The organism is Neisseria sp. HMSC068C12 (genome assembly GCF_001814095.1).
GTDB lineage: Bacteria > Pseudomonadota > Gammaproteobacteria > Burkholderiales > Neisseriaceae > Neisseria > Neisseria perflava.
Map to the genome: position 1 here is coordinate 49,206 of NZ_KV814801.1, position 20,632 is coordinate 69,837.

The 20,632-nt window shown below is 48.9% G+C and carries 19 protein-coding genes; 9 read left to right on the forward strand and 10 right to left on the reverse strand.

Annotated elements, in window-relative coordinates; translation table 11 throughout:
- Nucleotides 1–12: 12 nt before the first annotated feature.
- The 4 genes from waaC to HMPREF2952_RS02255 all read left to right on the forward strand — a co-directional run bounded on the left by waaC (nt 13) and on the right by HMPREF2952_RS02255 (nt 3,533).
- The gene (gene waaC, locus HMPREF2952_RS02240) at nt 13–981 is read left to right on the forward strand and encodes a lipopolysaccharide heptosyltransferase I (RefSeq protein ID WP_049335684.1); all 969 of its coding nucleotides are present in this window, start codon (nt 13–15) and stop codon (nt 979–981) included.
- Nucleotides 982–1,167: 186 nt separating this feature from the next.
- Nucleotides 1,168–1,917, forward strand: coding sequence for an electron transfer flavoprotein subunit beta/FixA family protein (locus tag HMPREF2952_RS02245; RefSeq protein WP_003686610.1), 750 nt, complete (start codon nt 1,168–1,170; stop codon nt 1,915–1,917).
- Between the two features lie 10 nt (nt 1,918–1,927).
- Entirely contained in the window at nt 1,928–2,860 is a 933-nt protein-coding gene (locus tag HMPREF2952_RS02250; protein WP_049335686.1) for an electron transfer flavoprotein subunit alpha/FixB family protein, read from the forward strand.
- 61 nt (nt 2,861–2,921) lie between these two features.
- Nucleotides 2,922–3,533, forward strand: coding sequence for an IMPACT family protein (locus HMPREF2952_RS02255; RefSeq protein WP_070695234.1), 612 nt, complete (start codon nt 2,922–2,924; stop codon nt 3,531–3,533).
- Nucleotides 3,534–3,587: 54 nt separating this feature from the next.
- Here the strand turns inward: HMPREF2952_RS02255 and HMPREF2952_RS02260 are convergent, their stop codons facing one another.
- Nucleotides 3,588–3,899, reverse strand: a complete 312-nt coding sequence (locus HMPREF2952_RS02260; RefSeq protein WP_070695235.1) for a DUF4298 domain-containing protein — start codon at nt 3,897–3,899, stop codon at nt 3,588–3,590.
- Nucleotides 3,900–4,039: 140 nt separating this feature from the next.
- Between HMPREF2952_RS02260 and purD the strand changes: the two genes are divergently transcribed.
- Nucleotides 4,040–5,311, forward strand: a complete 1,272-nt coding sequence (gene purD, locus HMPREF2952_RS02265) for a phosphoribosylamine--glycine ligase (RefSeq protein WP_070695236.1) — start codon at nt 4,040–4,042, stop codon at nt 5,309–5,311.
- 71 nt (nt 5,312–5,382) lie between these two features.
- Nucleotides 5,383–5,952, forward strand: coding sequence for an L-threonylcarbamoyladenylate synthase (locus HMPREF2952_RS02270; RefSeq protein WP_070695294.1), 570 nt, complete (start codon nt 5,383–5,385; stop codon nt 5,950–5,952).
- 333 nt (nt 5,953–6,285) lie between these two features.
- On the opposite strand, the gene HMPREF2952_RS02275 is transcribed toward HMPREF2952_RS02270, so the two are convergent.
- Nucleotides 6,286–6,726, reverse strand: coding sequence for a surface-adhesin E family protein (locus tag HMPREF2952_RS02275; RefSeq protein WP_004519182.1), 441 nt, complete (start codon nt 6,724–6,726; stop codon nt 6,286–6,288).
- 210 nt (nt 6,727–6,936) lie between these two features.
- Between HMPREF2952_RS02275 and purB the strand changes: the two genes are divergently transcribed.
- The gene (gene purB, locus HMPREF2952_RS02280; RefSeq protein WP_004519181.1) at nt 6,937–8,307 is read left to right on the forward strand and encodes an adenylosuccinate lyase; all 1,371 of its coding nucleotides are present in this window, start codon (nt 6,937–6,939) and stop codon (nt 8,305–8,307) included.
- A 622-nt stretch (nt 8,308–8,929) separates the two neighbouring features.
- On the opposite strand, the gene msrAB is transcribed toward purB, so the two are convergent.
- Complete coding sequence (msrAB, locus tag HMPREF2952_RS02290) at nt 8,930–10,498, reverse strand: bifunctional peptide-methionine (S)-S-oxide reductase MsrA/peptide-methionine (R)-S-oxide reductase MsrB (protein ID WP_039861899.1); 1,569 nt, start codon at nt 10,496–10,498, stop codon at nt 8,930–8,932.
- A 145-nt stretch (nt 10,499–10,643) separates the two neighbouring features.
- On the opposite strand from msrAB, the gene ftsY reads away from it, so the two are divergent.
- The gene (gene ftsY / locus HMPREF2952_RS02295) at nt 10,644–12,176 is read left to right on the forward strand and encodes a signal recognition particle-docking protein FtsY (RefSeq protein ID WP_168165175.1); all 1,533 of its coding nucleotides are present in this window, start codon (nt 10,644–10,646) and stop codon (nt 12,174–12,176) included.
- 158 nt (nt 12,177–12,334) lie between these two features.
- Here the strand turns inward: ftsY and HMPREF2952_RS02300 are convergent, their stop codons facing one another.
- The 5 genes from HMPREF2952_RS02300 to HMPREF2952_RS02320 form a co-directional block, all read right to left on the reverse strand.
- The gene (locus tag HMPREF2952_RS02300; RefSeq protein WP_004519176.1) at nt 12,335–13,231 is read right to left on the reverse strand and encodes a polyprenyl synthetase family protein; all 897 of its coding nucleotides are present in this window, start codon (nt 13,229–13,231) and stop codon (nt 12,335–12,337) included.
- The gene (locus HMPREF2952_RS02305) at nt 13,215–13,442 is read right to left on the reverse strand and encodes an exodeoxyribonuclease VII small subunit (protein WP_003681131.1); all 228 of its coding nucleotides are present in this window, start codon (nt 13,440–13,442) and stop codon (nt 13,215–13,217) included. Before HMPREF2952_RS02305 ends, HMPREF2952_RS02300 begins: the two co-directional genes overlap by 17 nt.
- A 135-nt stretch (nt 13,443–13,577) precedes the next feature.
- Nucleotides 13,578–15,434: a ribonuclease catalytic domain-containing protein gene (locus HMPREF2952_RS02310; protein ID WP_049335695.1), complete on the reverse strand. Its 1,857-nt coding sequence runs from the start codon at nt 15,432–15,434 to the stop codon at nt 13,578–13,580.
- Nucleotides 15,435–15,542: 108 nt separating this feature from the next.
- A complete protein-coding gene (locus HMPREF2952_RS02315) occupies nt 15,543–16,463 on the reverse strand; it encodes a patatin-like phospholipase family protein (RefSeq protein WP_049335697.1) in 921 nt (306 codons plus the stop codon).
- A 99-nt stretch (nt 16,464–16,562) separates the two neighbouring features.
- Nucleotides 16,563–17,180, reverse strand: a complete 618-nt coding sequence (locus HMPREF2952_RS02320) for a tellurite resistance TerB family protein (RefSeq protein WP_049335840.1) — start codon at nt 17,178–17,180, stop codon at nt 16,563–16,565.
- Between the two features lie 151 nt (nt 17,181–17,331).
- Between HMPREF2952_RS02320 and rsgA the strand changes: the two genes are divergently transcribed.
- Nucleotides 17,332–18,198: a ribosome small subunit-dependent GTPase A gene (rsgA, locus tag HMPREF2952_RS02325; protein WP_004519172.1), complete on the forward strand. Its 867-nt coding sequence runs from the start codon at nt 17,332–17,334 to the stop codon at nt 18,196–18,198.
- Nucleotides 18,199–18,306: 108 nt separating this feature from the next.
- On the opposite strand, the gene HMPREF2952_RS02330 is transcribed toward rsgA, so the two are convergent.
- Together HMPREF2952_RS02330 and metG are read right to left on the reverse strand one after the other, a co-directional pair.
- Nucleotides 18,307–18,501, reverse strand: coding sequence for a hypothetical protein (locus HMPREF2952_RS02330; protein ID WP_003747785.1), 195 nt, complete (start codon nt 18,499–18,501; stop codon nt 18,307–18,309).
- Between the two features lie 28 nt (nt 18,502–18,529).
- The gene (metG, locus tag HMPREF2952_RS02335) at nt 18,530–20,587 is read right to left on the reverse strand and encodes a methionine--tRNA ligase (protein WP_049335699.1); all 2,058 of its coding nucleotides are present in this window, start codon (nt 20,585–20,587) and stop codon (nt 18,530–18,532) included.
- Between the last annotated feature and the right edge of the window lie 45 nt (nt 20,588–20,632).

The following is a 20,632-nucleotide window of genomic DNA, read 5'->3' on the forward strand; positions in this document are numbered from 1 at the left end:
ATTTTCCAAAATATGAAGATTTTACTTGTCCGCTTGTCCAGTATGGGCGATTTAATTCATACGTTGCCCGCAGTTGAAGATTTGGCGCGACAATGTCCTGAGGTAGAGCTCCATTGGCTGTGTGAGGCAGGGTTTGCAGATATTGCCCGCTTACATCCTTTTGTCAAAAAGGTTCATGTAATGAAATGGCGGCAGTGGCGCAAACACCTTTTTCAGGCTGAAACATGGCGTGAAATAGGCCGTCTGAAAACGGATTTACAGGCTGAATCTTTTGATTTTGTTTTAGATAGTCAAGGACTGATTAAAAGCGCATGCTTTGCCAAAATGGCGAAATCCCCTATTTACGGTTTGGATAAACACAGCGCGCGTGAAAGTTTGGCTGCCTTTGCATACAGTAAAACATTTGCCGTACCGAAAGGTAAAAATGCGGTCTGGCGAAACCGTGAATTATTCGCCCAAGCATTTGGTTATACAATGCCTGAAACGCAGGTATTTGGTTTGTTGGTTCCTGAATCAGGCCGTCTGAAAAATTTGCAATCCCCCTATTACGTTGCTTTGCATGCAACCAGTCGCGACAGTAAATTATGGCCGGTAGAACACTGGTATGCATTATTGAAAAAGTTGAATGAAGAACAACAATGCAATGTGTATCTGCCATGGGGAAATGAAACCGAAAAAATGCGTGCCGAACAGATTGCAAGCGATTTACCGTTTGCTTCGGTTTGCGACAAAATGAATTTATTACAGGCTGCATTTTTATTGAAAAACGCAGAGGGTATTATTGGCGTAGATACCGGATTGTTGCATCTTGCCAATGCGTTGGAAAAGCCTGTTGTAGGAATTTATACAGATACAGATCCGGCCAAGACCGGCGTTCAAGTTTCGGCTTATGCAAAAAATTTAGGTGGTATTGCTCAAATTCCCAATGTTGACGAGGTTTATCAAACCTTGATGGATTGTATTGCAGCGTACGGTAAATAATTGCTGGAGGGGGTGGATTTATTTTCTGAGTAAATGCTTTAGAAATGATATAATTCCGCTCTATTTGCCAAGATTTATACAAATTTGGTTTTATCATGTTGGTGAAAGATCGAATTGGATTTTATATAAAGAATGTATCAAAAGCAGTATGCTTGATTTGATGGACATTCTTTTTAGGAGAATTGAATGAAAGCACTGGTCGCAGTAAAGCGCGTAGTGGACTACAACGTCAAAGTTCGTGTGAAAGCCGATGGTTCCGATGTGGATATCGGTAATGTTAAAATGTCGATGAACCCGTTTGATGAAATCGCAGTAGAAGAAGCTGTCCGTCTGAAAGAAGCCGGAAAAGTAAGCGAGATTGTTGCTGTTTCTCTTGGCGAGAAAAAATGTGAAGAGACGTTGCGTACTGCTTTGGCGATGGGTGCCGACCGTGCGGTTCACGTTGAGACTGATGCGAAGTTGGAGCCTTTGGCTGTTGCTAAATTGCTGAAAGCTGTTGCGGATAAAGAAAATCCGCAAATTTTACTGTTGGGCAAACAGGCAATTGACGATGACGCCAACCAAGTTGCCCAAATGCTGGCTGCGTTGTTGAATGCGGCTCAAGGTACTTTTGCATCAAAAGTGCAAATTGAAGGCGAAGAAGCATTGGTAACCCGTGAAATTGACGGCGGCGAAGAGACTGTTGCATTGAAGCTGCCTGCGGTCATCAGTGCAGATTTGCGTTTGAACGAACCACGTTTTGTCAAACTTCCTAATATCATGGCGGCAAAGAAAAAGCCTTTGGAAAAATTAAGTCCTGCCGATTTGGCTGTGGATATTTCTCCACGTTTGAATACCGTGAAATTTGCCGAACCTAAAGCACGTCAAGCCGGTGTAAAAGTGGCTGATGTTGCCGAATTGGTTGAAAAGCTGAAAAACGAAGCCAAAGTGATCTAAGGAGTATGAAATGAGCGTATTGATTATTGCGGAACATAATAACCAACATTTGAATCCTGCCACTTTGCATGCGGTAACGGCTGCTACTAAATTTGGTAATGTAGATTTATTGGTTGCCGGCAGTAATGCTGCTGCGGTGGTTGAAGAGGCAAAACAGGTTGCAGGCGTAGTGAAAGTTTTGGTAGCCGATGCGCCCTATTACGCTGAAGGTTTGGCAGAAGAATTAGCGCCTTTGGTTGTTAAACTGGCTGCGGATTACCGCTATGTGGCTGCGACTGCAACTGCGTTTGGTAAAAATCTGTTGCCCCGGGTTGCTGCCCTGTTGGATGTACCACAAGTTTCCGATTTAACCGAAGTTGTGGATAACTCGACATTTGTCCGTCCGATTTATGCCGGTAATGCATTTGAAACCGTTCAATCCAATTCTGAAAAACTGGTGCTGACTTTCCGTGCAACCGCATTTGATGCTGCCGGACAAGGCGGTAATGCAGAAGTGGTCAATGTTGAGGCAACGCCTGCTCAAAACCTGAGCCGTTTCGTAAACCGTCAACTTTCCCAGTCTGACCGCCCTGAATTGACTCAGGCAAAAGTGATTGTTTCCGGTGGCCGTGCATTGGGTAGTGCGGAAAAATTCAATGAAGTGTTGACTCCTTTAGCGGATGTTTTGGGTGCCGCGATTGGTGCTTCCCGTGCGGCAGTGGATGCCGAGTATGCGCCAAACGATGCTCAAGTCGGTCAAACCGGTAAAGTGGTTGCGCCGCAACTGTACTTTGCTATCGGTATTTCCGGTGCCATCCAACACGTTGCCGGTATGCAGGACAGTAAAGTGATTGTCGCCATTAATAAAGATGCTGACGCTCCGATTTTCAATGTAGCAGATTACGGCTTGGTTGGTGATTTGTTTGAAGTTGTGCCTCAACTGACTGAAGCACTGAAAAACTGATGTTTCACGTGAAACGTTCAGACGGCCTTTTACAACAAAGGCCGTCTGAAAATATTTTGGCATGATTACGACCTATAAAACCATTATCACACCGACACAGGCTGAATTTAAAGATAAAGGCAGCCGCTTCATCGCATACGCCTATCCGATCCGCACTTTGGCCGATGTGAAGAAATATCTCGACCCATTAAAGGAAGGGCATCACAAGGCACGACATTGGTGCTACGCCTATCGATTGGGTGTGGATGGAATGCAGTTTCGCGCAAACGATGATGGAGAACCGTCCGGAAGTGCAGGCCGCCCTATTCTGGGACAGATTGATTCTGTCGGCGTAACGGATGTGTTGGTTGTGGTTGTGCGCTATTTTGGCGGTACGCTATTGGGTGTTCCCGGTTTGATTCATGCTTATAAGGAATCAACGGCTCAGGCATTGGCGATAGCTGAAGTTGTTGAAAAGAATGTTGAAAAGACAGTTTGGTTGAAATGTGAATATTCTATTTTGAATGAGGCTATACGGATTGCCAAACAATATCAGGCCGATATTGTGGAACAGGATTTGCAACTGGATTGTAAGTTGACAGTGAAAATAGCGTTGGCCGATTATGAAGCTTGTATTGCTGCTTGGAAAAATACGCGCCAAATTGAAGTAGATACTGAAAAGCCGTTTGAATAAAAGGTCGTCTGAACATATTTGAGAAATCAAAAGTTTCAGACGGCCTTTGATGTTTTAGCTTTGGTATCTGTCTAAAGCATTTACGCTTGAGCGCAGGTGTTCCCAAGCCAGTTGATGAAATTCCCCCAGTGCGTTCCATAGGGCATCTTCGCTCATAATGCTGTATTCGCCCTGTGTACGCAAATCAACATCTGCCCCTTCTTCAATGGCTTGATGGCATGCTTGGTATTCGTTGGTATAGAAGTCATCCATGTCTTGCATGAGGATTGCAGCATGTTTCCAGCGGGCGATATCTGCTTCCAGTTGCGGCAGTAATTCGCACCATTCGCGGTATTTGCTTTGAATTTCGTCAATACGTTTTTGCATGATTTGTCCTTTCGTTGTTTGAAATTAGAGTATGGTTGTCTTGGTGCGATATTATTCTTAATTTGAAACAGCTATGCAAGATGGAACAATATTCCATCGATTGAATTTTATTTACAACATCTATTCTTCAAGGAGATGGTATGAAATTGCTCGTTATTGGTAATGGTGGACGTGAACACGCACTGGCTTGGAAATTAGCGCAGTCGTCTAAAGTAGAAACTGTCTTTGTTGCACCTGGTAATGCCGGAACGGCAATTGAGCCTAAACTGCAGAATGTGGCGTTGACGGCGCATCAAGATTTGATTGATTTTTGCCGTAATGAAAATATTACCTTTACCGTAGTCGGCCCTGAAGCGCCTTTGGCTGCGGGTGTGGTGAATGATTTCTGTGCTGCCGGATTGAAGATTTTTGGTCCGACTCAATACGCGGCTCAGTTGGAGAGTTCAAAAGATTTTGCTAAAGCATTTATGGCAAAATATAAGATTCCAACCGCGCAATACCAAACCTTTGAAAATGCCGATGCGGCACATGATTACGTCAACCAAAAAGGTGCACCAATTGTTATTAAAGCGGATGGTTTGGCTGCCGGTAAAGGCGTGATTGTCGCTATGACTTTGGATGAAGCCCATGCGGCTATCGACGATATGTTGTTGGGCAATAAAATGGGCAATGCAGGCGCGCGCGTCGTGATTGAAGATTTCTTGCAAGGCGAGGAAGCGAGCTTTATCGTTATGGTGGACGGCAATCATGTTTTACCGATGGCAACCAGCCAAGACCATAAACGCCTGCTGGATGACGACAAAGGCCCTAATACCGGCGGTATGGGCGCATACAGCCCTGCTCCGGTGGTAACGCCTGATGTGTATGAGCGCGCGATGAATGAAATTATTTTGCCGACTGTGGCCGGTATGAAAGCAGAAGGTCATGAGTTTACCGGTTTTTTATACGCGGGCTTGATGATTGATAAAACCGGTGCGCCTTATACCATCGAATTTAACTGCCGTTTCGGCGACCCTGAAACCCAGCCGATTATGAGCCGTTTGGATAGCGATTTGGTGGATTTGGTTGAAGCAGCAATCGATGGCAAACTGGATAGTGTTACCGCCGAATGGAATCCGCAGACTGCGGTAGGCGTAGTGTTGGCCGCACAAAACTATCCTGATTCTCCGAAAAAAGGCGATGTGATCTTTGGCTTGGATAAGGCCAATCAAATCGGTAAAGTTTTCCATGCCGGTACTGCAACGAATGAAAAAGGCGAAGTGGTAACCAACGGCGGCCGTGTGTTGTGTGTAGTCGGTTTGGGCGATGATGTTGCACAAGCTAAAAGCAAGGCTTATGAGGCATTGGAAACAATCCGTTTTGACGGTATGCAATACCGTAAAGACATTGCCGATAAAGCCATCAACCGTTAATAATGAATAGAAATAGGCCGTCTGAACACAGATTGTCCGACAATCACAGTTTCAGACGGCCTTGGTATATGATGATGTTCCCCAGAATTTTATCGGCTGCAGCCCAACGCATGCTGCAGGCGCATCTTAAAAAAGGTGGTTTGGTCGCCTATCCTACCGAGTCTTGCTATGGCTTGGGCTGTGTCCCTACTTTGCCTAAAGCACTCAATCAACTGATTCATCTGAAAAAACGACCGCAACACAAAGGCATGATTGTCATTGGCCATAGCTTGGAACAGTTGCAACCTTTGCTGCAAAGGCCGTCTGAAAATATCCAAACCATGCTGTATGAAGCATGGCCTGCTCCGAAAACTTTTTTATTGCCGGCCGGCAAAAAAGTATTGCCCTTATTGCAGGGAAAAAGACGCAGTAAATTAGCTGTCAGGGTTCCTGCGCACGCAGGTGCAAGACGTTTGTGTCAGGTTTTGGAAATGCCTTTAGTCTCTACTTCATGCAATCGTGCAGGCAAACGAGCGTGCAAAACGGAAAGGGAAGTCAGAAGACAGTTTGGCAGGAAAGTCTGGGTTGTAGGCGGATTGATAGGTAAGCAGAAAACGCCCAGCCAGATTATTGACGGAGAAACAGGGGCAAGGCTGCGTTAAAGAAGAATTGTATTTTCAAAGGAAAGGTATTTATTTGGAGAAGCAAATTTTTTCCAAAAGATTGGAATACCTGTGTGAAAAGCATTTAGCGCAGATCCAGTTTGATGCATAGCAGTCTAGAGGATAAAGCAGTATTTTGTGAAAGAATGAAGCAAATTTTGAGCGTAAATGAATCGCTTTAATAAATTATTTTTGAATAAACAAATTTTGTGGATAAATTTGAAGATAAATTTCCATAAAAACATAAAAATGCCGTCTGAAACTTGATATTCAAAGCATTCAGACGGCCTTTTAAATATTTAAACTGTGGATAACTTTGTGAATAAGTGTGGATTAAAGCTTATGTCCGCACACAGTTTCGTATTGTTTTTCAGTAATCGTACCGCTCATGACGCTCATTGGGCGGATGCTGGTCGGAGTATAGCTTTGGTTGGAAATTACCCGGCCGTGTTCGTCCATCAGTTGCAGCGCTGCCAGGCGATAGGTTTTGTTTGAGCAATGAATTTCCCAGCTGCCGATGGCTGTTTTATAGGCCGGCGTGTTGACGAAACGTTCCTCTTTCAGTTTGGAAACGGTTTTTTTATCGCGGAAAGTAACCAGTGCGCCATTTCTTTTAATGCTGCTTCTATCAATAGCCACTTTGATATTGCCTTCAGAGATGGTGCCGATGTTGGTCCAGCTGCCGCCGCCGCTCGATGTGGTGGTTGTTTCACAGGCACTCAACATCAAAGCCGCAAATACGGTTGCAGCTAGGGAAAAACGTTTGATATTCATAAAACCTCATTATTTACAGAAAGTCAGCCGATATTATCCGTGAAGATGGCATATATCGTAAATCGATTTTGCAAAGTTGAACCTCTGAAAAGAATTTTATGAAAAATACGCTGAAAAGGCCGTCTGAAACCTGTCTTTCAGACGGCCTTGGAGTGTAAAATCATGTATAATTGCAAACAATTTGGTTTTCATCCCATAGGAAGATCCGACATGATTAACCCTATCGCTGCACTTTCCCCATTAGATGGCCGCTACGCCAAATCCGTTGAAGCATTGCGTCCGATTTTCTCCGAATACGGCCTGATGCGTGCGCGTGTCAAAGTTGAATTAAACTGGCTCAAAGTCCTTGCCGCCGAACCTAAGATTGTAGAAGTTCCTGCTTTCAGCGATTTTACGCTTGCCGAAATCGACAAAGTGATCGAAAACTTCTCGCTTGAAGATGCTGCCGCCGTCAAAGCTATTGAGGCGACCACCAATCATGATGTCAAAGCCATCGAATATTGGCTTAAAGAACGCTTCTCCGGCGTGCCTGAAGTGGCTGCTGCCAGCGAGTTCATCCACTTTGCCTGCACCAGCGAAGACATCAATAACCTGTCCCACGCTTTAATGCTGCAAGAAGCGCGTGAGACTGTTTTGCTGCCGAAACTGGCCGAAATCATCAAAAAACTGACCGGCATGGCGCATGAGTTGGCTGCCGTCCCTATGATGAGCCGCACGCATGGCCAGCCTGCGACACCAAGCACATTGGGTAAAGAAATCGCCAATGTCGTGTACCGCCTGCAACGCCAGTTCAAAAACCTGCAAGCGCAAGAGTTCCTCGGCAAAATCAACGGCGCAGTCGGCAACTACAATGCCCATATGGTCGCTTATCCCGATGTGGATTGGGAAACCCATTGCCGCAACTTCGTTGAAATCAGCCTCGGCCTGACCTTCAACCCCTACACCATTCAAATCGAGCCGCATGACTATATGGCGGAATTCTTCCAAGCCATCAGCCGTGTCAACACGATTCTGATCGACTTCAACCGCGATGTTTGGGGCTATATTTCTTTGGGTTACTTCAAACAAAAAGTTAAAGCAGGCGAAGTCGGTTCTTCCACCATGCCGCACAAAGTCAATCCGATTGACTTTGAAAACTCCGAAGGCAACCTCGGTATGGCCAATGCCGTATTGGGCTTTTTGTCTGAAAAACTGCCGATTTCCCGTTGGCAGCGCGACCTGACCGACAGCACCGTATTGCGCAATATGGGCGTAGGCGTGGGCTATACCATATTGGGCTTTGCCGCCCATCTGCGCGGTCTGAACAAGCTTGAGCCGAATCCTGCCGCCCTTGCTGCCGATTTGGACGCTACTTGGGAGCTGCTGGCCGAGCCGATTCAAACCGTAATGCGTCGTTACGGCGTAGCCAATCCTTACGAGAAGCTGAAAGACCTGACACGCGGTAAAGACGGCATTACGCCTGAAGTGTTGAAACTCTTTATCGAATCGTTGGAAATTCCGGCAGAAGCCAAAGCCAAATTGCTTGAGCTGACCCCTGCGTTGTATGTGGGTAAGGCCGAAGAGTTGGCAAAACGAATTTGATTTATAAAAAAGCCATTTGAATCTTCAAATGGCTTTTTTTGAATTAAATATATAGTATGAAAATAATGAAGAAAGTTTTAGATGTTTAAATATTTTCCAAGTAAGGAAAATTTGATTATATGGTTACCAATCGGCTTGTTAGTCAGTATATTACATTTTCATGGAAAAATTCCTTTTAAAAATATATTTGATACTTTTATGGGTTTGACTCCAATATATGTATTATTGGCATATCTTCATTTTCTTAGGTTTCTACAATTATGTAATTTTCCGTATCTTGTTTCTATTCAAATAGAGGCAAGAATTATTGATGTTTTAAATAGTATTGTCTCTTTTCTAATTGGATTTTCGATATGTACAAGTTTTTTTATACCCTTTTGGAAAGAAAGTTCTAAAGGATATCTCTTTCTTTTATGTTTTAATATTGCGGTTCTAGTGTTTACGATGCTTCCTATATGCTTGCATTTATGGAAAGAAATTAGAGATAAAAAAATTAAATATATTTTGATATCAGTAATGTATTTAATACTTTCTGTTGCATCATTTTATGACATGACCAAATAAATTATAAATTTAAGGCCGTCTGAAATCTTTTTCAGACGGCCTTTTTCGATTCAATCCGTTATTTCACTTTGTCTTTCAATGCACCGTAGCCGGCTGCGTCCATTTCTTCCAAAGGAATGAATTTCAAACTTGCGCCGTTGATGCAATAGCGCAGGCCGCCTTTGTCTTTCGGGCCGTCGGGGAAGACGTGTCCCAAGTGTGAGTCGGCGGCGTGGCTGCGCACTTCGGTGCGGCGCATGTTATAGCTGAAATCGTCGTGTTCGGTAACGGCGGAGGCATTAATTGGATGGGTAAAACTCGGCCAGCCGCAGCCGGAATCAAATTTGTCGGCAGAGCTGAACAGGGGTTCGCCGCTGACGATGTCCACATAAATGCCGGGTTTGAACAAGTGGTCGTATTCGTGGCTGAAGGCGTATTCGGTCTCGCTGTTTTGGGTAACCTGGTATTGCTCTTCGGTCAGAATGCGTTTGAGTTCAGCAGCGCTGGGTTTTTTATACGTTGCCGCGTCAAAGCCTTTGCCTTGAGGGACGGCTTTGGTTTTGCTCGGCAGCGGTTCGTCGGCTTTGCGGATGTCGATGTGGCAGTAGCCGTTGGGGTTTTTAATCAGGTAGTCCTGATGGTATTCCTCGGCGTCGTAGAAGTTTTTTAGCGGCTCGTTTTCGACGACGAGGGGAAGTTTGTATTTTTGCTGCTCGCGTTTGAGTGCGGCGGCGATGACGGCTTTTTCGGCGGGGTCGGTGTAGTACACGCCGCTGCGGTATTGCGTGCCGGTGTCGTTGCCTTGTTTGTTGAGGCTGGTTGGATCAACGACGCGGAAGAAATATTGCAGGATATCGTCTAGGCTGAGTTTGTCGGCATCATAGGTGACTTTAACGGTTTCGGCATGGCCTGTATCGCGGTAGGACACGTCTTCGTAGCTTGGGTTTTCCGTTTTGCCGTTAGCGTAGCCGGATACTGCGTCAACCACGCCGTCTATGCGTTGGAAATAGGCTTCCAAGCCCCAGAAGCAGCCGCCGGCGAGGTAGATGGTGCGCGTATTCATGATTGCTGAATCCTTTTTCTGTGTGTCGGGTTTGTAAAATGTGTTTTTCAGACGGCCTATATCGGCATTCGGGTCGCGGATTAAAGCCAATGCCTGCGCTTCGTTGATGCTGCCTTTGACGATGCGCTGCACGTCGCCGTCTTTGCCGATTAATGCCCAAGAAGGGTAAACACTGATATTCAGGCTTTGGGCGATGGTGCCGCCGTTGTCGGTCACAACGGGCAGCTTAGGATAGTTCAAACCGGAATACCATTTTTGAAAATCGCCGTCTTTTTTCTCGTGTAGAAAACCGGGCGAGGCAACGGTAATCAGGTTGGCAGAACCGAATTTTATATCTTGCGCCCATTTTTCGGTTTGTCCCAATTCGGACAAACACAAAGGACACCAACTTGCCCAAAATTTAATCAGGGTGGGTTTGTCTTTTTTTAGGAAAACACTGGCAGGGCGGTTGTCAGGGGTTTTTAATGAGGACAATGCCTGCGGTACGGTTGCGGCTTCGGTATCCATCATTTTGGATGAGCAGGCGCCAAGCGCAAGCAGGCAGCCGAACTTGGTGCAAAGTGAAAATAATGTGCGGGGATTCATCTCTATGTTTCCTGTATGGATGGTTTATCTTATTAGACGTTGGAAATGCCAAAACCTGACAACCTTGATTTTCAGACGACCTTGCCACGTAAAATACGCTACAATACTCCCTATTTCAAGTTTCTAAAATTAAAAGGAAAATTTAATGTTCAGCTTCTTCCGTCGCAAGAAAAAACAGGAAACTCCGGCTCCCGAGGAGGCTCAAGTTCAGGAAACCGCAGCAAAAATAGAATCTGAAGTTGCTCAAGTAGTTGAAAATATTAAAGAAGATGCCGAATCTTTAGCAGAAAGCGTCAAAGGGCATGTTGAATCAGTTGTCGAATCGGCTGTTGAAACTATCAGCGAAACCGTCGAGCAGGTTCGGGAAACTTTGACCGAAACGCCGTCTGAAACAGTTGAAAAAGTAGAAGAACACGTTGAAGCGGCAAAAGAAGCGGCTGTTGAAACCGCCAGCGAGACTGTTGAACAGGTAAAAGAAACCGTTGCCGAGATGCCGTCTGAAGTGGCCGAGGCTACTGAAGAAGCAGCGGAACAGGCTGAGGCGGCAAAAGAAGCAGCCGTTGAAACCGTCAGCGAGGCTGTTGAACAGGTTCAAGAAACCGTTGCCGAGATGCCGTCTGAAGTAGCTGAGGCTGCTGAAGAAGCAGCAGGACAGGCCGAAGCAGTCAAAGAAGAAGCTGTTGAAGCAGTTAGCGAGACTGTCGAGCAAGCTCAAGAAGCCGTTACGGAAACACCGGCTGAAGCCCCTGCTCCGGTAGAAGAACCCAAGCTCAGTTGGGCTGCGCGTTTGAAACAAGGCTTGACCAAATCACGCGATAAAATGGCGAAATCGCTGGCCGGCGTATTCGGCGGCGGACAAATTGACGAGGATTTGTACGAAGAGCTGGAAACCGTGCTGATTACCAGCGATATGGGCATGGAAGCCACCGAATACTTGATGAAAGACGTGCGCGACCGTGTCAGCCTCAAAGGCCTCAAAGACGGCAACGAATTGCGCGGCGCGCTGAAAGATGCGCTGTACGACTTGATTAAGCCTTTGGAAAAACCTTTGGTCTTGCCGGAAACCAAGGAGCCTTTCGTGATTATGCTTGCCGGTATCAACGGCGCAGGTAAAACCACATCTATCGGCAAATTGGCCAAATACTTCCAAGCGCAGGGCAAATCTGTATTGCTGGCGGCAGGCGATACTTTCCGTGCCGCCGCGCGTGAGCAGCTTCAAGCTTGGGGCGAGCGCAATAATGTGACTGTGATTTCGCAAACTACGGGCGATTCCGCAGCAGTTTGCTTCGATGCCGTCCAAGCTGCGAAAGCGCGCGGGATTGACATCGTGCTGGCCGACACCGCCGGACGCCTGCCAACGCAGCTTCATTTGATGGAAGAAATCAAAAAAGTGAAACGCGTGCTGCAAAAAGCCATGCCTGATGCGCCACATGAAATCATCGTTGTTTTGGATGCGAACATCGGTCAAAACGCCGTCAACCAAGTAAAAGCCTTTGACGAAGCTCTGGGTCTGACCGGCCTTATCGTGACCAAGCTCGACGGTACGGCCAAAGGCGGCATCCTTGCCGCCCTTGCCTCAGACCGCCCAGTTCCTGTCCGCTACATCGGCGTAGGCGAAGGCATCGACGATTTGCGTCCGTTTAATGCCAAAGCGTTCGTAGATGCCCTATTGGATTAAACAGACAGGTTGAGGTTTGTAAACGCAGTTTGCGGGGGATTTCTGAGCCGTATTTTGAAAGGCTTCGCATTCGGTTGGTACAAAAGCCAAACAGGCTGTTAAAAAGGCCGTCTGAAACCTAAAATCAGGTTTCAGACGGCCTTTATTTATTTACGGGTTTAGTTTTTCCGTGCGGTAACAAACTTTGCCAGTTGGCGCAGGCGCAGGGCTTTGTCGCCGAATGGCTCGATCAGGGCAACGGCTTCTGCAATCAGCGTTTCTGCGTAAGTGCGCGCGGCCTGCAGGCCCATCAGTTTGACGTAGGTCGGTTTGTCGTTGTCCGAGTCTTTGCCGGCGGTTTTGCCCAAGGTGGCGGTATCGGCTTCGCAGTCCAATACATCGTCGATCACTTGGAAAGCCAAACCTAATTTGGCGGCGTAGCGGTCTAAGGTTTGGATTTGAGCCGGTGTTAAGTCTGGGCAGGAAAGTGCGCCTAAGGCCACGGCCGCGCGGATGAGTGCGCCGGTTTTGAGGCTGTGCATCTGTTCCAATTCGGCCTGATTCATGGCTTTGCCGACATTGGCAAGGTCGATAGCTTGTCCGCCCGCCATGCCGAGGCTGCCGGATGCCTGGGCCAGCGTGGACAACATGGCAAGCTGACGTTCGGCAGGCAGGCCTGTCGGACGGCTCAGTACATCAAAGGCTTGGGTTTGCAACGCATCGCCGACCAAAAGGGCGGTTGCTTCATCGTATTGCACATGGCAGGTCGGTTTGCCGCGGCGCAGACTGTCGTTGTCCATCGCCGGCATATCGTCGTGAACCAACGAATAGACGTGTACCATTTCGATGGCCGCCATCGCCTGCTCGACGGCATTTTGGTTTGCTTCGCCCAATTCGGACGCGGCAAGCACCAAGAGTGGACGCAGCCGTTTGCCGCCGCCGAGGGTAACGTAACGCATGGCTTCGTGCAGCGTGTGCGGAACTTGGCTTTCAGACGGCAAGAAATGCGCCAGCAGCAATTCGGTTTGCGCTTGGGCTTTTTGTTGCCATGTTTTGAGTTCATTCGCCGGGTTCAAGGTTCAACTCCTTCAGTTCGCCGGCATCCAAGACTTGCAGTTTCTGCTCGACTTCCGCCAATTTGGTTTGGCAGTATCTGACCAATTCGTTGCCTTCCTGATAGGCAGCCAGGGCGTCTTCCAGCGGCATTTCGCTGCTTTGCATGGCCTGGGTCAGGGTTTCGAGGCGGGATAAGGCTTCTTCAAAGGATTGGGGGGCGTTTTTTTTCATGGTTTGAAATGATGGGCAGAAAGGGGGAATTGTAGCATTTTTAGATGATGAAGGCCGTCTGAACAGGGATGAAAACGAAATCAAAGATTTCTGTTTCTTTGTTCAGACGGCCTTTTTTCAAACGAAATAACGTTATCAACCCGGTAAAACGGCTTTTTGATAGTTGAGCGCGATAAACTGCTTCTCGGCATCCAATTCAGTGATTTTGAACAATGCCTGCGATTTGGGCAGCGCGTCAAACGGAATACCGGTCGCGCGCGTTACCAGCGGCAGGCCTTCAATGCGGACGAGGTCTTCTTTGAGGATGGTGGCCGTCAGCTCGCTCGTGCCTTGCTGCTGCAGATAGACGAGGCTCCAGTAGGCTTCCATTTGGCGTTGGAAGTCGGCGTAGGCTGTATAGGCGGCATCAAAGTCGCGCAGCGCGGCGAAAAGCTCGGCATCGCTGTTTTGATACAGTGGCTCGGCAGAGTCGTCGATCAGGCTGATCAGCTGCTTTTGGTTGATGTAGTCGGCGGCGCGGCGCAGAGGCGAGGTAAACCAGCCGTAATGCTGCACGCCCATGCCGATGTGCGGCTCGGATTTGGTGCTCATGCGCACTTTGCCTGCCGGTTGGACGCGGAAAAGGCCGGGCAGCTCGTTTTCATCCAGCATTTGTGCCCAAGTGCTGTTGGCAAGAATCATCATCTCGCTGACCAGCGTATCAATGGGCGAACCGCGTTCGCGGCGGACAACGGATACGTTGCCTTCCTCATCCAATTCGATGCTGTAATCGTATTGCGGCGCACGGTCGGGCTCGTATTTGCCGCGCGCTTTTTGTAAGGCGATGGCAAATTGATAGAACCAAATCAGGTCTTGATGGTGGGCAAACATCATTTCGCCTGCTTCGTCCAAGCCAGTTTCGGCGTTGAAATGCGGCTCGATGGTTTGAATGCGCAGGTTTTCGGCGATGTTGACCGCTTCGATTTTGCAGGTCGGCTCGCCGACGTTGAACTCGCTATCTACATCGAAATAAATGCTGATGGAAGGGCGGTATGCGCCTGCATCAAGGCTGAACGCGGCAATCCAGTTTTCGGGCAACATAGTGATTTTGCCGCCGGGGAAATAAACCGTGCTTAAGCGTTCCATGATGTTTTTTTCCATTTTGTCGCCTTGTTTAATGGCAAGCGACGGCGCAGCGATGTGGATACCGACGTGTTTCATGCCATTGCCCAAGTCGGTCAGGCTCAAGGCGTCATCGACTTCGGTGGTCGATTCGTCATCAATGGAAAAGGCGGTAACGTCAGCCTTAGGCAAGTCAGGCATTTCAGGAAGCGGAAGGTCGGGGAAGCCTGTTCCTTTTGGGAAATATTTGATTTCAAACCCGTCTTGCAGGTATTGGGGAATGGACGTAATACCGCCCGTTTTTTTCGCCAGTTCGTAGGCCGAGGTTTTCAATGCATCGGCGGCTTTGGTAAAGGCTTTGTAGGTCAGTGACTGCTTGTCGGGCGCGTGTAAGATGGTTTTCAAATCCGCCGCGATTTCAGACGGCATCTCGCCGCGTTTCAAGGCTTCCGCCCAAGCGTCGATTTGTGCGTCTTGCTGTTTTTTGCGTTCGATGGCGGCAAGCGCTTGTTTTAAGGTTTCTTCGGGCGCGGCTTTGAACACGCCTTTGGCTTTTTTGTAGAAATACATCGGCGCGGCGTAGAGTGCAATCAAAGTCGCCGCCAGCTCGGTTTTGGTCGGCGCATGGCCATAATATTCTTCGGCGATGGCTTCGGCGGTAAATTCCTCTTCGCCGCATACTTCCCACAATAAATCGGTGTCGATGTCCGCCGCCTGTGCCTGCGCGTTCTCCAAAAATGCCGCCATATCGCCGTCAAACTCAGCAAAGACATTGTTTGCCTTCACTTTGGTGCGTTTGCCGTGTTGGGTATCGACTTGGTAGGTGGCGTCGTTTTTTTGGACGATGGAGGCAACTTTGAATTGGCCGGACTCTTCGTAAAAGATATTCATTTTTTTAGGATTTTATGATTTGTAGGAAACGCGTGATTTTAGCAGATTTGCACAAGAAAGGCCGTCTGAAAAACATACTTTCAGACGGCCTGTTCAAATGGCGGATACTTAATACTGATATGTTGCCAGTTTGCGTTTGATTTCAGGCAGGGCGGCGCGTGCGGCCTGTTCGCCCAGTTGGATGGCGCGTTGTTTTTGGTCGAAACCGCCAACCGAACCCAGCTCCAAAACCTGCGGTTTGATGACCACATTGGCTTGGCCCAATTCTTGGCGCAACGCAGTTTGACTCATTACGTTGAAGGTCTGGTCAAGATAGGAGAACATACCTTGGCTGACGTTTTTGGCCGGACGGGCGGAAATATCGACGGCAATGATGAAGTTTGCGCCCATTTTTTTCGCCGCGCTGACCGGTACGGGTTGCGACAGGCCGCCGTCTACATATTTGCGGTTGCCGATGACGACAGGCTGGAACACGTTCGGAATCGAAGCAGAAGCGCGGACGGCCTGTCCGGCATTGCCTACGTTAAATACCACCGGTTTGCCGCTTTCAAAATCGGTCGCGACGGCGGCAAATTTGATGGGGAACTGCTGCATCGGACGGTTGCCGACTTTGCGGTTGATGTAGTTTTGCAGTTTTTCGCCTTTGATGAAGCCGCTGGTGGACAAGGTCAAATCTACCAAATCGGTTTTACCCAAAATTTCTGCTTCCAATTCGAGGCGGTCGGGCGACATTCCCGAAGCGTACATACTGCCGACAATCGAGCCTGCGGATGTACCGGTAACGATTTTTACCGGAATATTGTTTTCTTTCAAAACCTTAATAATCCCGATATGGGCAAAGCCTTTGGACGCGCCGCCGCCCAAAGCCAGCGCAACCGTGGCTTTCGGTTTGGGTGCAGTATGCGAAACCGTATTTTGACCCTGCGTAGAAGGTTTGGATTGCGGTGCGTTGCCGCTCGGACAGGCAGCCAATACCAATACGGACGAAGCGGCTAAAAACGTTTTGAATGTGGAAAAAAGTTTGTTCATGTTCAGACAGCCTTTAATATGTCGAAAGGGTTATTCTACTCTGAAATTAAGTCGAAAGGCCGTCTGAAATCAGGTTTCAGACGGCCTTTTAAATCAAGCTTAAGCCAATTCGAGCTGTTTTTCCAAACTTTCGACCAGTTGGTCGTCCAAATTCAAAGCTTGGGACAAACGGCTCAGGAACACGATTTCCTTGCGCGACAAGTCCGCGCAGACCAATCGGGCCGCCAAATAAGTTTCGGTTGCCAAAGCCTCGTCGCTGCCGACCGAAGCGGCAATTTGCTCGATGGAGGCCGGTTGCGCATATTCTGCCTGCAACCATGCCGCCGTTTCCGCATCACTGCCGCTTTCACGCTCGATGGCCGCGCGTTCCGCATCGTCAATCAGGCCGTCTGAAGCCGCCGCCGCAATCATTGTTTGTAAAATCACACGGCTGTGGTTTTCACCAATCAGACCGGCAGGTTGGAACGCACTTTGCGGTAATTCGTCCTGCTGGCGGTTTTGTTTCCAGTTTTGATAGCCTTTATAAGCCAGAAAACCCAAAGCAGCGACCGAGCCGGCCTTTACCAGCTTCTTCGTGTTTTTCTTTTTCAACAGCATCGATGCCAAAGCACCCGTCAGCGCACCGCCGCCGAAAGAATTGAGCGGGCTGTCCGCCACCGCTTTGCCGCCTTTTTGAGCCGCACCCAAAACCTGATTGAGCAACTGACTGAAATCCATAAAAAAATCTCCTGAAAACAAATACATTGCAAATATAGGGCAGAAACACCAAAAAACCAAGCCAAAGAAAGTTAAAAGGTGCAAACAAGTTTTCAGACGGCCATAGCCGACTTTCGGTACAATCACACCATTCCAAACAATAAACCCCATCATGACCGATACCGCCCAAATCATTACCAGCTATGGCCGCCGCTATATCGTCCGCACCCCCGACGGCCAAACATATGACGCCACCACCCGTAAAAAACGCGTCGATTTCGCCTGCGGCGACCAAGTCCGCATCAGCCCCATCAACGGCGACCAAGTCGTGATTGAAGACTACCTCCCGCGCGAAAGCCTGCTCTACCGCCAAGACGCGTGGAAAACCAAACTGATTGCCGCCAACGTTACCCAACTGCTCATCGTAACCGCCGCCAGCCCCTCACCCAGCGAAGCCCTGTTGCAACGCGCCCTCCTCGCAGCCGAAGCGGCCGGCATCGACGCCGTTATCGTCCTCAACAAAGCCGACCTCCCCGAAACCGCCCAATGGCGCGAGAAACTCAAATTCTACGAAACCCTCGGCTACTCCGTGGTCGAAACCAACGCATTGGAAAATGCCGACATCCTGCGTCCCATATTAGAAGGGCAAACCAACATCCTGCTCGGACAAAGCGGCATGGGCAAGTCCACCCTGACCAACGCCCTACTCGGCAACCAAGCCGCCCGAACCGGCGACATTTCCACTGCGCTCGACTCCGGCAAACACACCACCACCCACGCCCAACTATACGATTTAAACGCAGAAACCCGACTCATCGATTCCCCCGGCCTGCAAGAATTCGGCCTGCACCATCTCCAAGCCGCCGATTTATTGCAATACTTCCCCGACCTGCGCCACCTTATCGGCCAATGCCGTTTCCATAACTGCACCCACCGCGCCGAACCCGGCTGCGCCGTCAAAGCCGCTGCCGAATCAGGCAAAGCCAAACCCGAGCGTATCGAATTTCTGCAACGCGTTACCGATGAATTATTGAAATAAAGTTTTAACGGAAATAAGCGTTTGGATAAATAAAAAGGCCGTCTGAAAGTTTCAGACGGCCTTTTGTTGAAGCATAACCAAATTTACCTTTCAATCGGTATCGCTACCTTAGCGGGAAAGAGAAGGTGCTTTTCGTGGCGGATTGATCATGAGAAGCACGGCTTCTTCAATTTGTTTGTCCTCCCGATCATGGAGTTCTACCGGAAACTTCAGACGCAACACTGTAATAATAGCGCCAACCGATAAACCTGCATCATTAAGCAATTCGATTTCTTTAAGTACAGGAGCGGAAAGGTTTAACATGGTTTCTCCTTAAGATTTGATATAAGCCTTAGCCCACTTTATCCCCGGGCTGTGCGCCTGCGTCAACGTCGAGGAGCTTCAGTTTGCCCTCTGCCGTGGCGGCGGAGAGGATCATGCCTTCGGATACGCCGAATTTTGCCATTTTGCGCGGGGCGAAGTTGGCGACGGCGATGACCATGCGGCCGTTCAATTCGGCAGGATTTGGGTAAGACGCGGCGATGCCGGAGAAGATGATGCGTTTTTCAAAACCGAAATCGAGGTCGAATTTCAGGAGTTTGGTGCTGCCTTCGACAGCTTCGCAGTTCAATACTTTGGCGACGCGCATGTCGATTTTCATAAAGTCGTCGAAGCTGGCCTGTTCGGCGACTTTTTCGTATTTGCTCTCTTCGGCGGCAGGCGCGGCTGCGGCGGCGATGCTTTGTTTGTTGGCTTCGATTAAATCGTCCACTTGTTTTTGCTCCACTCGTTGCATGAGGTGTTCGTATTTGTTGATGGCGTGTTCGCCCAAGGTTTCGCGGGTATTTGCCCAAGTGATGGCTTCCAAATTCAGGAATTTGGCGGCATTTTCGGCCACTTTCGGCAATACGGGGGCGAGGTAGGCGGTCAACATGGTAAAGGCGTTGATGAGCTCGCTGCATACTTCGTGCAGGCGTGCGTCTTGGCCTTCTTGTTTCGCCAGTTCCCAAGGTTTGTTGGCATCAACGTATTCGTTGACAATGTCCGCCAATGCCATGATGTCGCGCAGGGCTTTGGCGTATTCGCGGCTTTCGTAGCATTCGGCAATAGCTTCGCTTTGCGCAGTCAATTTTGCCAGCAATGCGCTGTCGGCAACGTCTTTCAGACGGCCTTCAAAGCGTTTGGCGATGAAACCTGACGCGCGGGCGGCGATGTTGACGTATTTGCCGACGAGGTCGCTGTTGACGCGGCTGATAAAGTCTTGCAGGTTCAAATCGATGTCTTCGATTTTACTGTTGAGTTTGGCGGCGATGTAGTAGCGCATCCACTCGGGGTTCAGGCCTTGTTCCAAATAGGATTTGGCGGTGATGAAGGTGCCGCGCGATTTGGACATTTTTTGTCCGTCCACAGTCAAAAAGCCGTGTGCGTACACTCCGGTCGGGGCGCGGTGGCCGGAGAAATGCAGCATGGCAGGCCAGAACAGGGCGTGGAAATAGAGGATGTCTTTGCCGATGAAGTGGTACATCTCGGTTTGGCTGTCGGCTTTGAAGTATTCGTCGAAATCGACGCCGATGCGGTCGCACAGGTTTTTAAACGACGCCATGTAGCCGACGGGCGCGTCCAGCCAGACGTAGAAATATTTGCCCGGCGCGTCGGGGATTTCGAAACCGAAATACGGCGCGTCGCGGGAGATGTCCCAGTCGGACAGGGTGGTTTCTTCGCCTTCGCCCAGCCATTCTTTCATTTTGTTGAGGGCTTCGGCTTGCAGATGGGGCTTGCCGTCGTGCGGGTTGTTGCCGGAAGTCCATGCTTTGAGGAAGTCGGCGCATTCGCCCAGTTTGAAGAAGAAGTGTTCGGATTCGCGCAATTCGGGTTTGGCACCGGATACGGCGGAATACGGGTTGATCAGTTCGGTCGGGGAATAGGTCGTGCCGCAGACTTCGCAGTTGTCGCCGTATTGGTCTTGGGCGTGGCATTTCGGGCATTCGCCTTTGACAAAGCGGTCGGGCAGGAACATTTGTTTTTCGGGGTCGAAAAGCTGCTCGATGACGCGGCTCTCAATCTTGCCGTTGGCTTTCAGCGCGCGGTAAATGTCTTGGGAAAACTGTTTGTTTTCAGGGGAATGGGTGCTGTAATAATTGTCGTAGCCGATGTTGAAGCCGGTAAAGTCGGCGAGGTGCTCTTCGCGCACTTTGGCGATCATATCTTCAGGCGCAATGCCTTGTTTTTGCGCGGCAAGCATCACGGGCGTGCCGTGGGTGTCGTCGGCGCAGCAGTAGTAGCATTCGTGGCCGCGCAGTTTTTGGAAACGTACCCAAACGTCGGTTTGGATGTGTTCGACCATGTGGCCGAGGTGGATGCTGCCGTTGGCATACGGCAGCGCGGAAGTGACAAGGATTTTGCGTGTCATGGTTTGTGCTTTTAAAAACAATGGATAAAGATGTCGGGAATTATA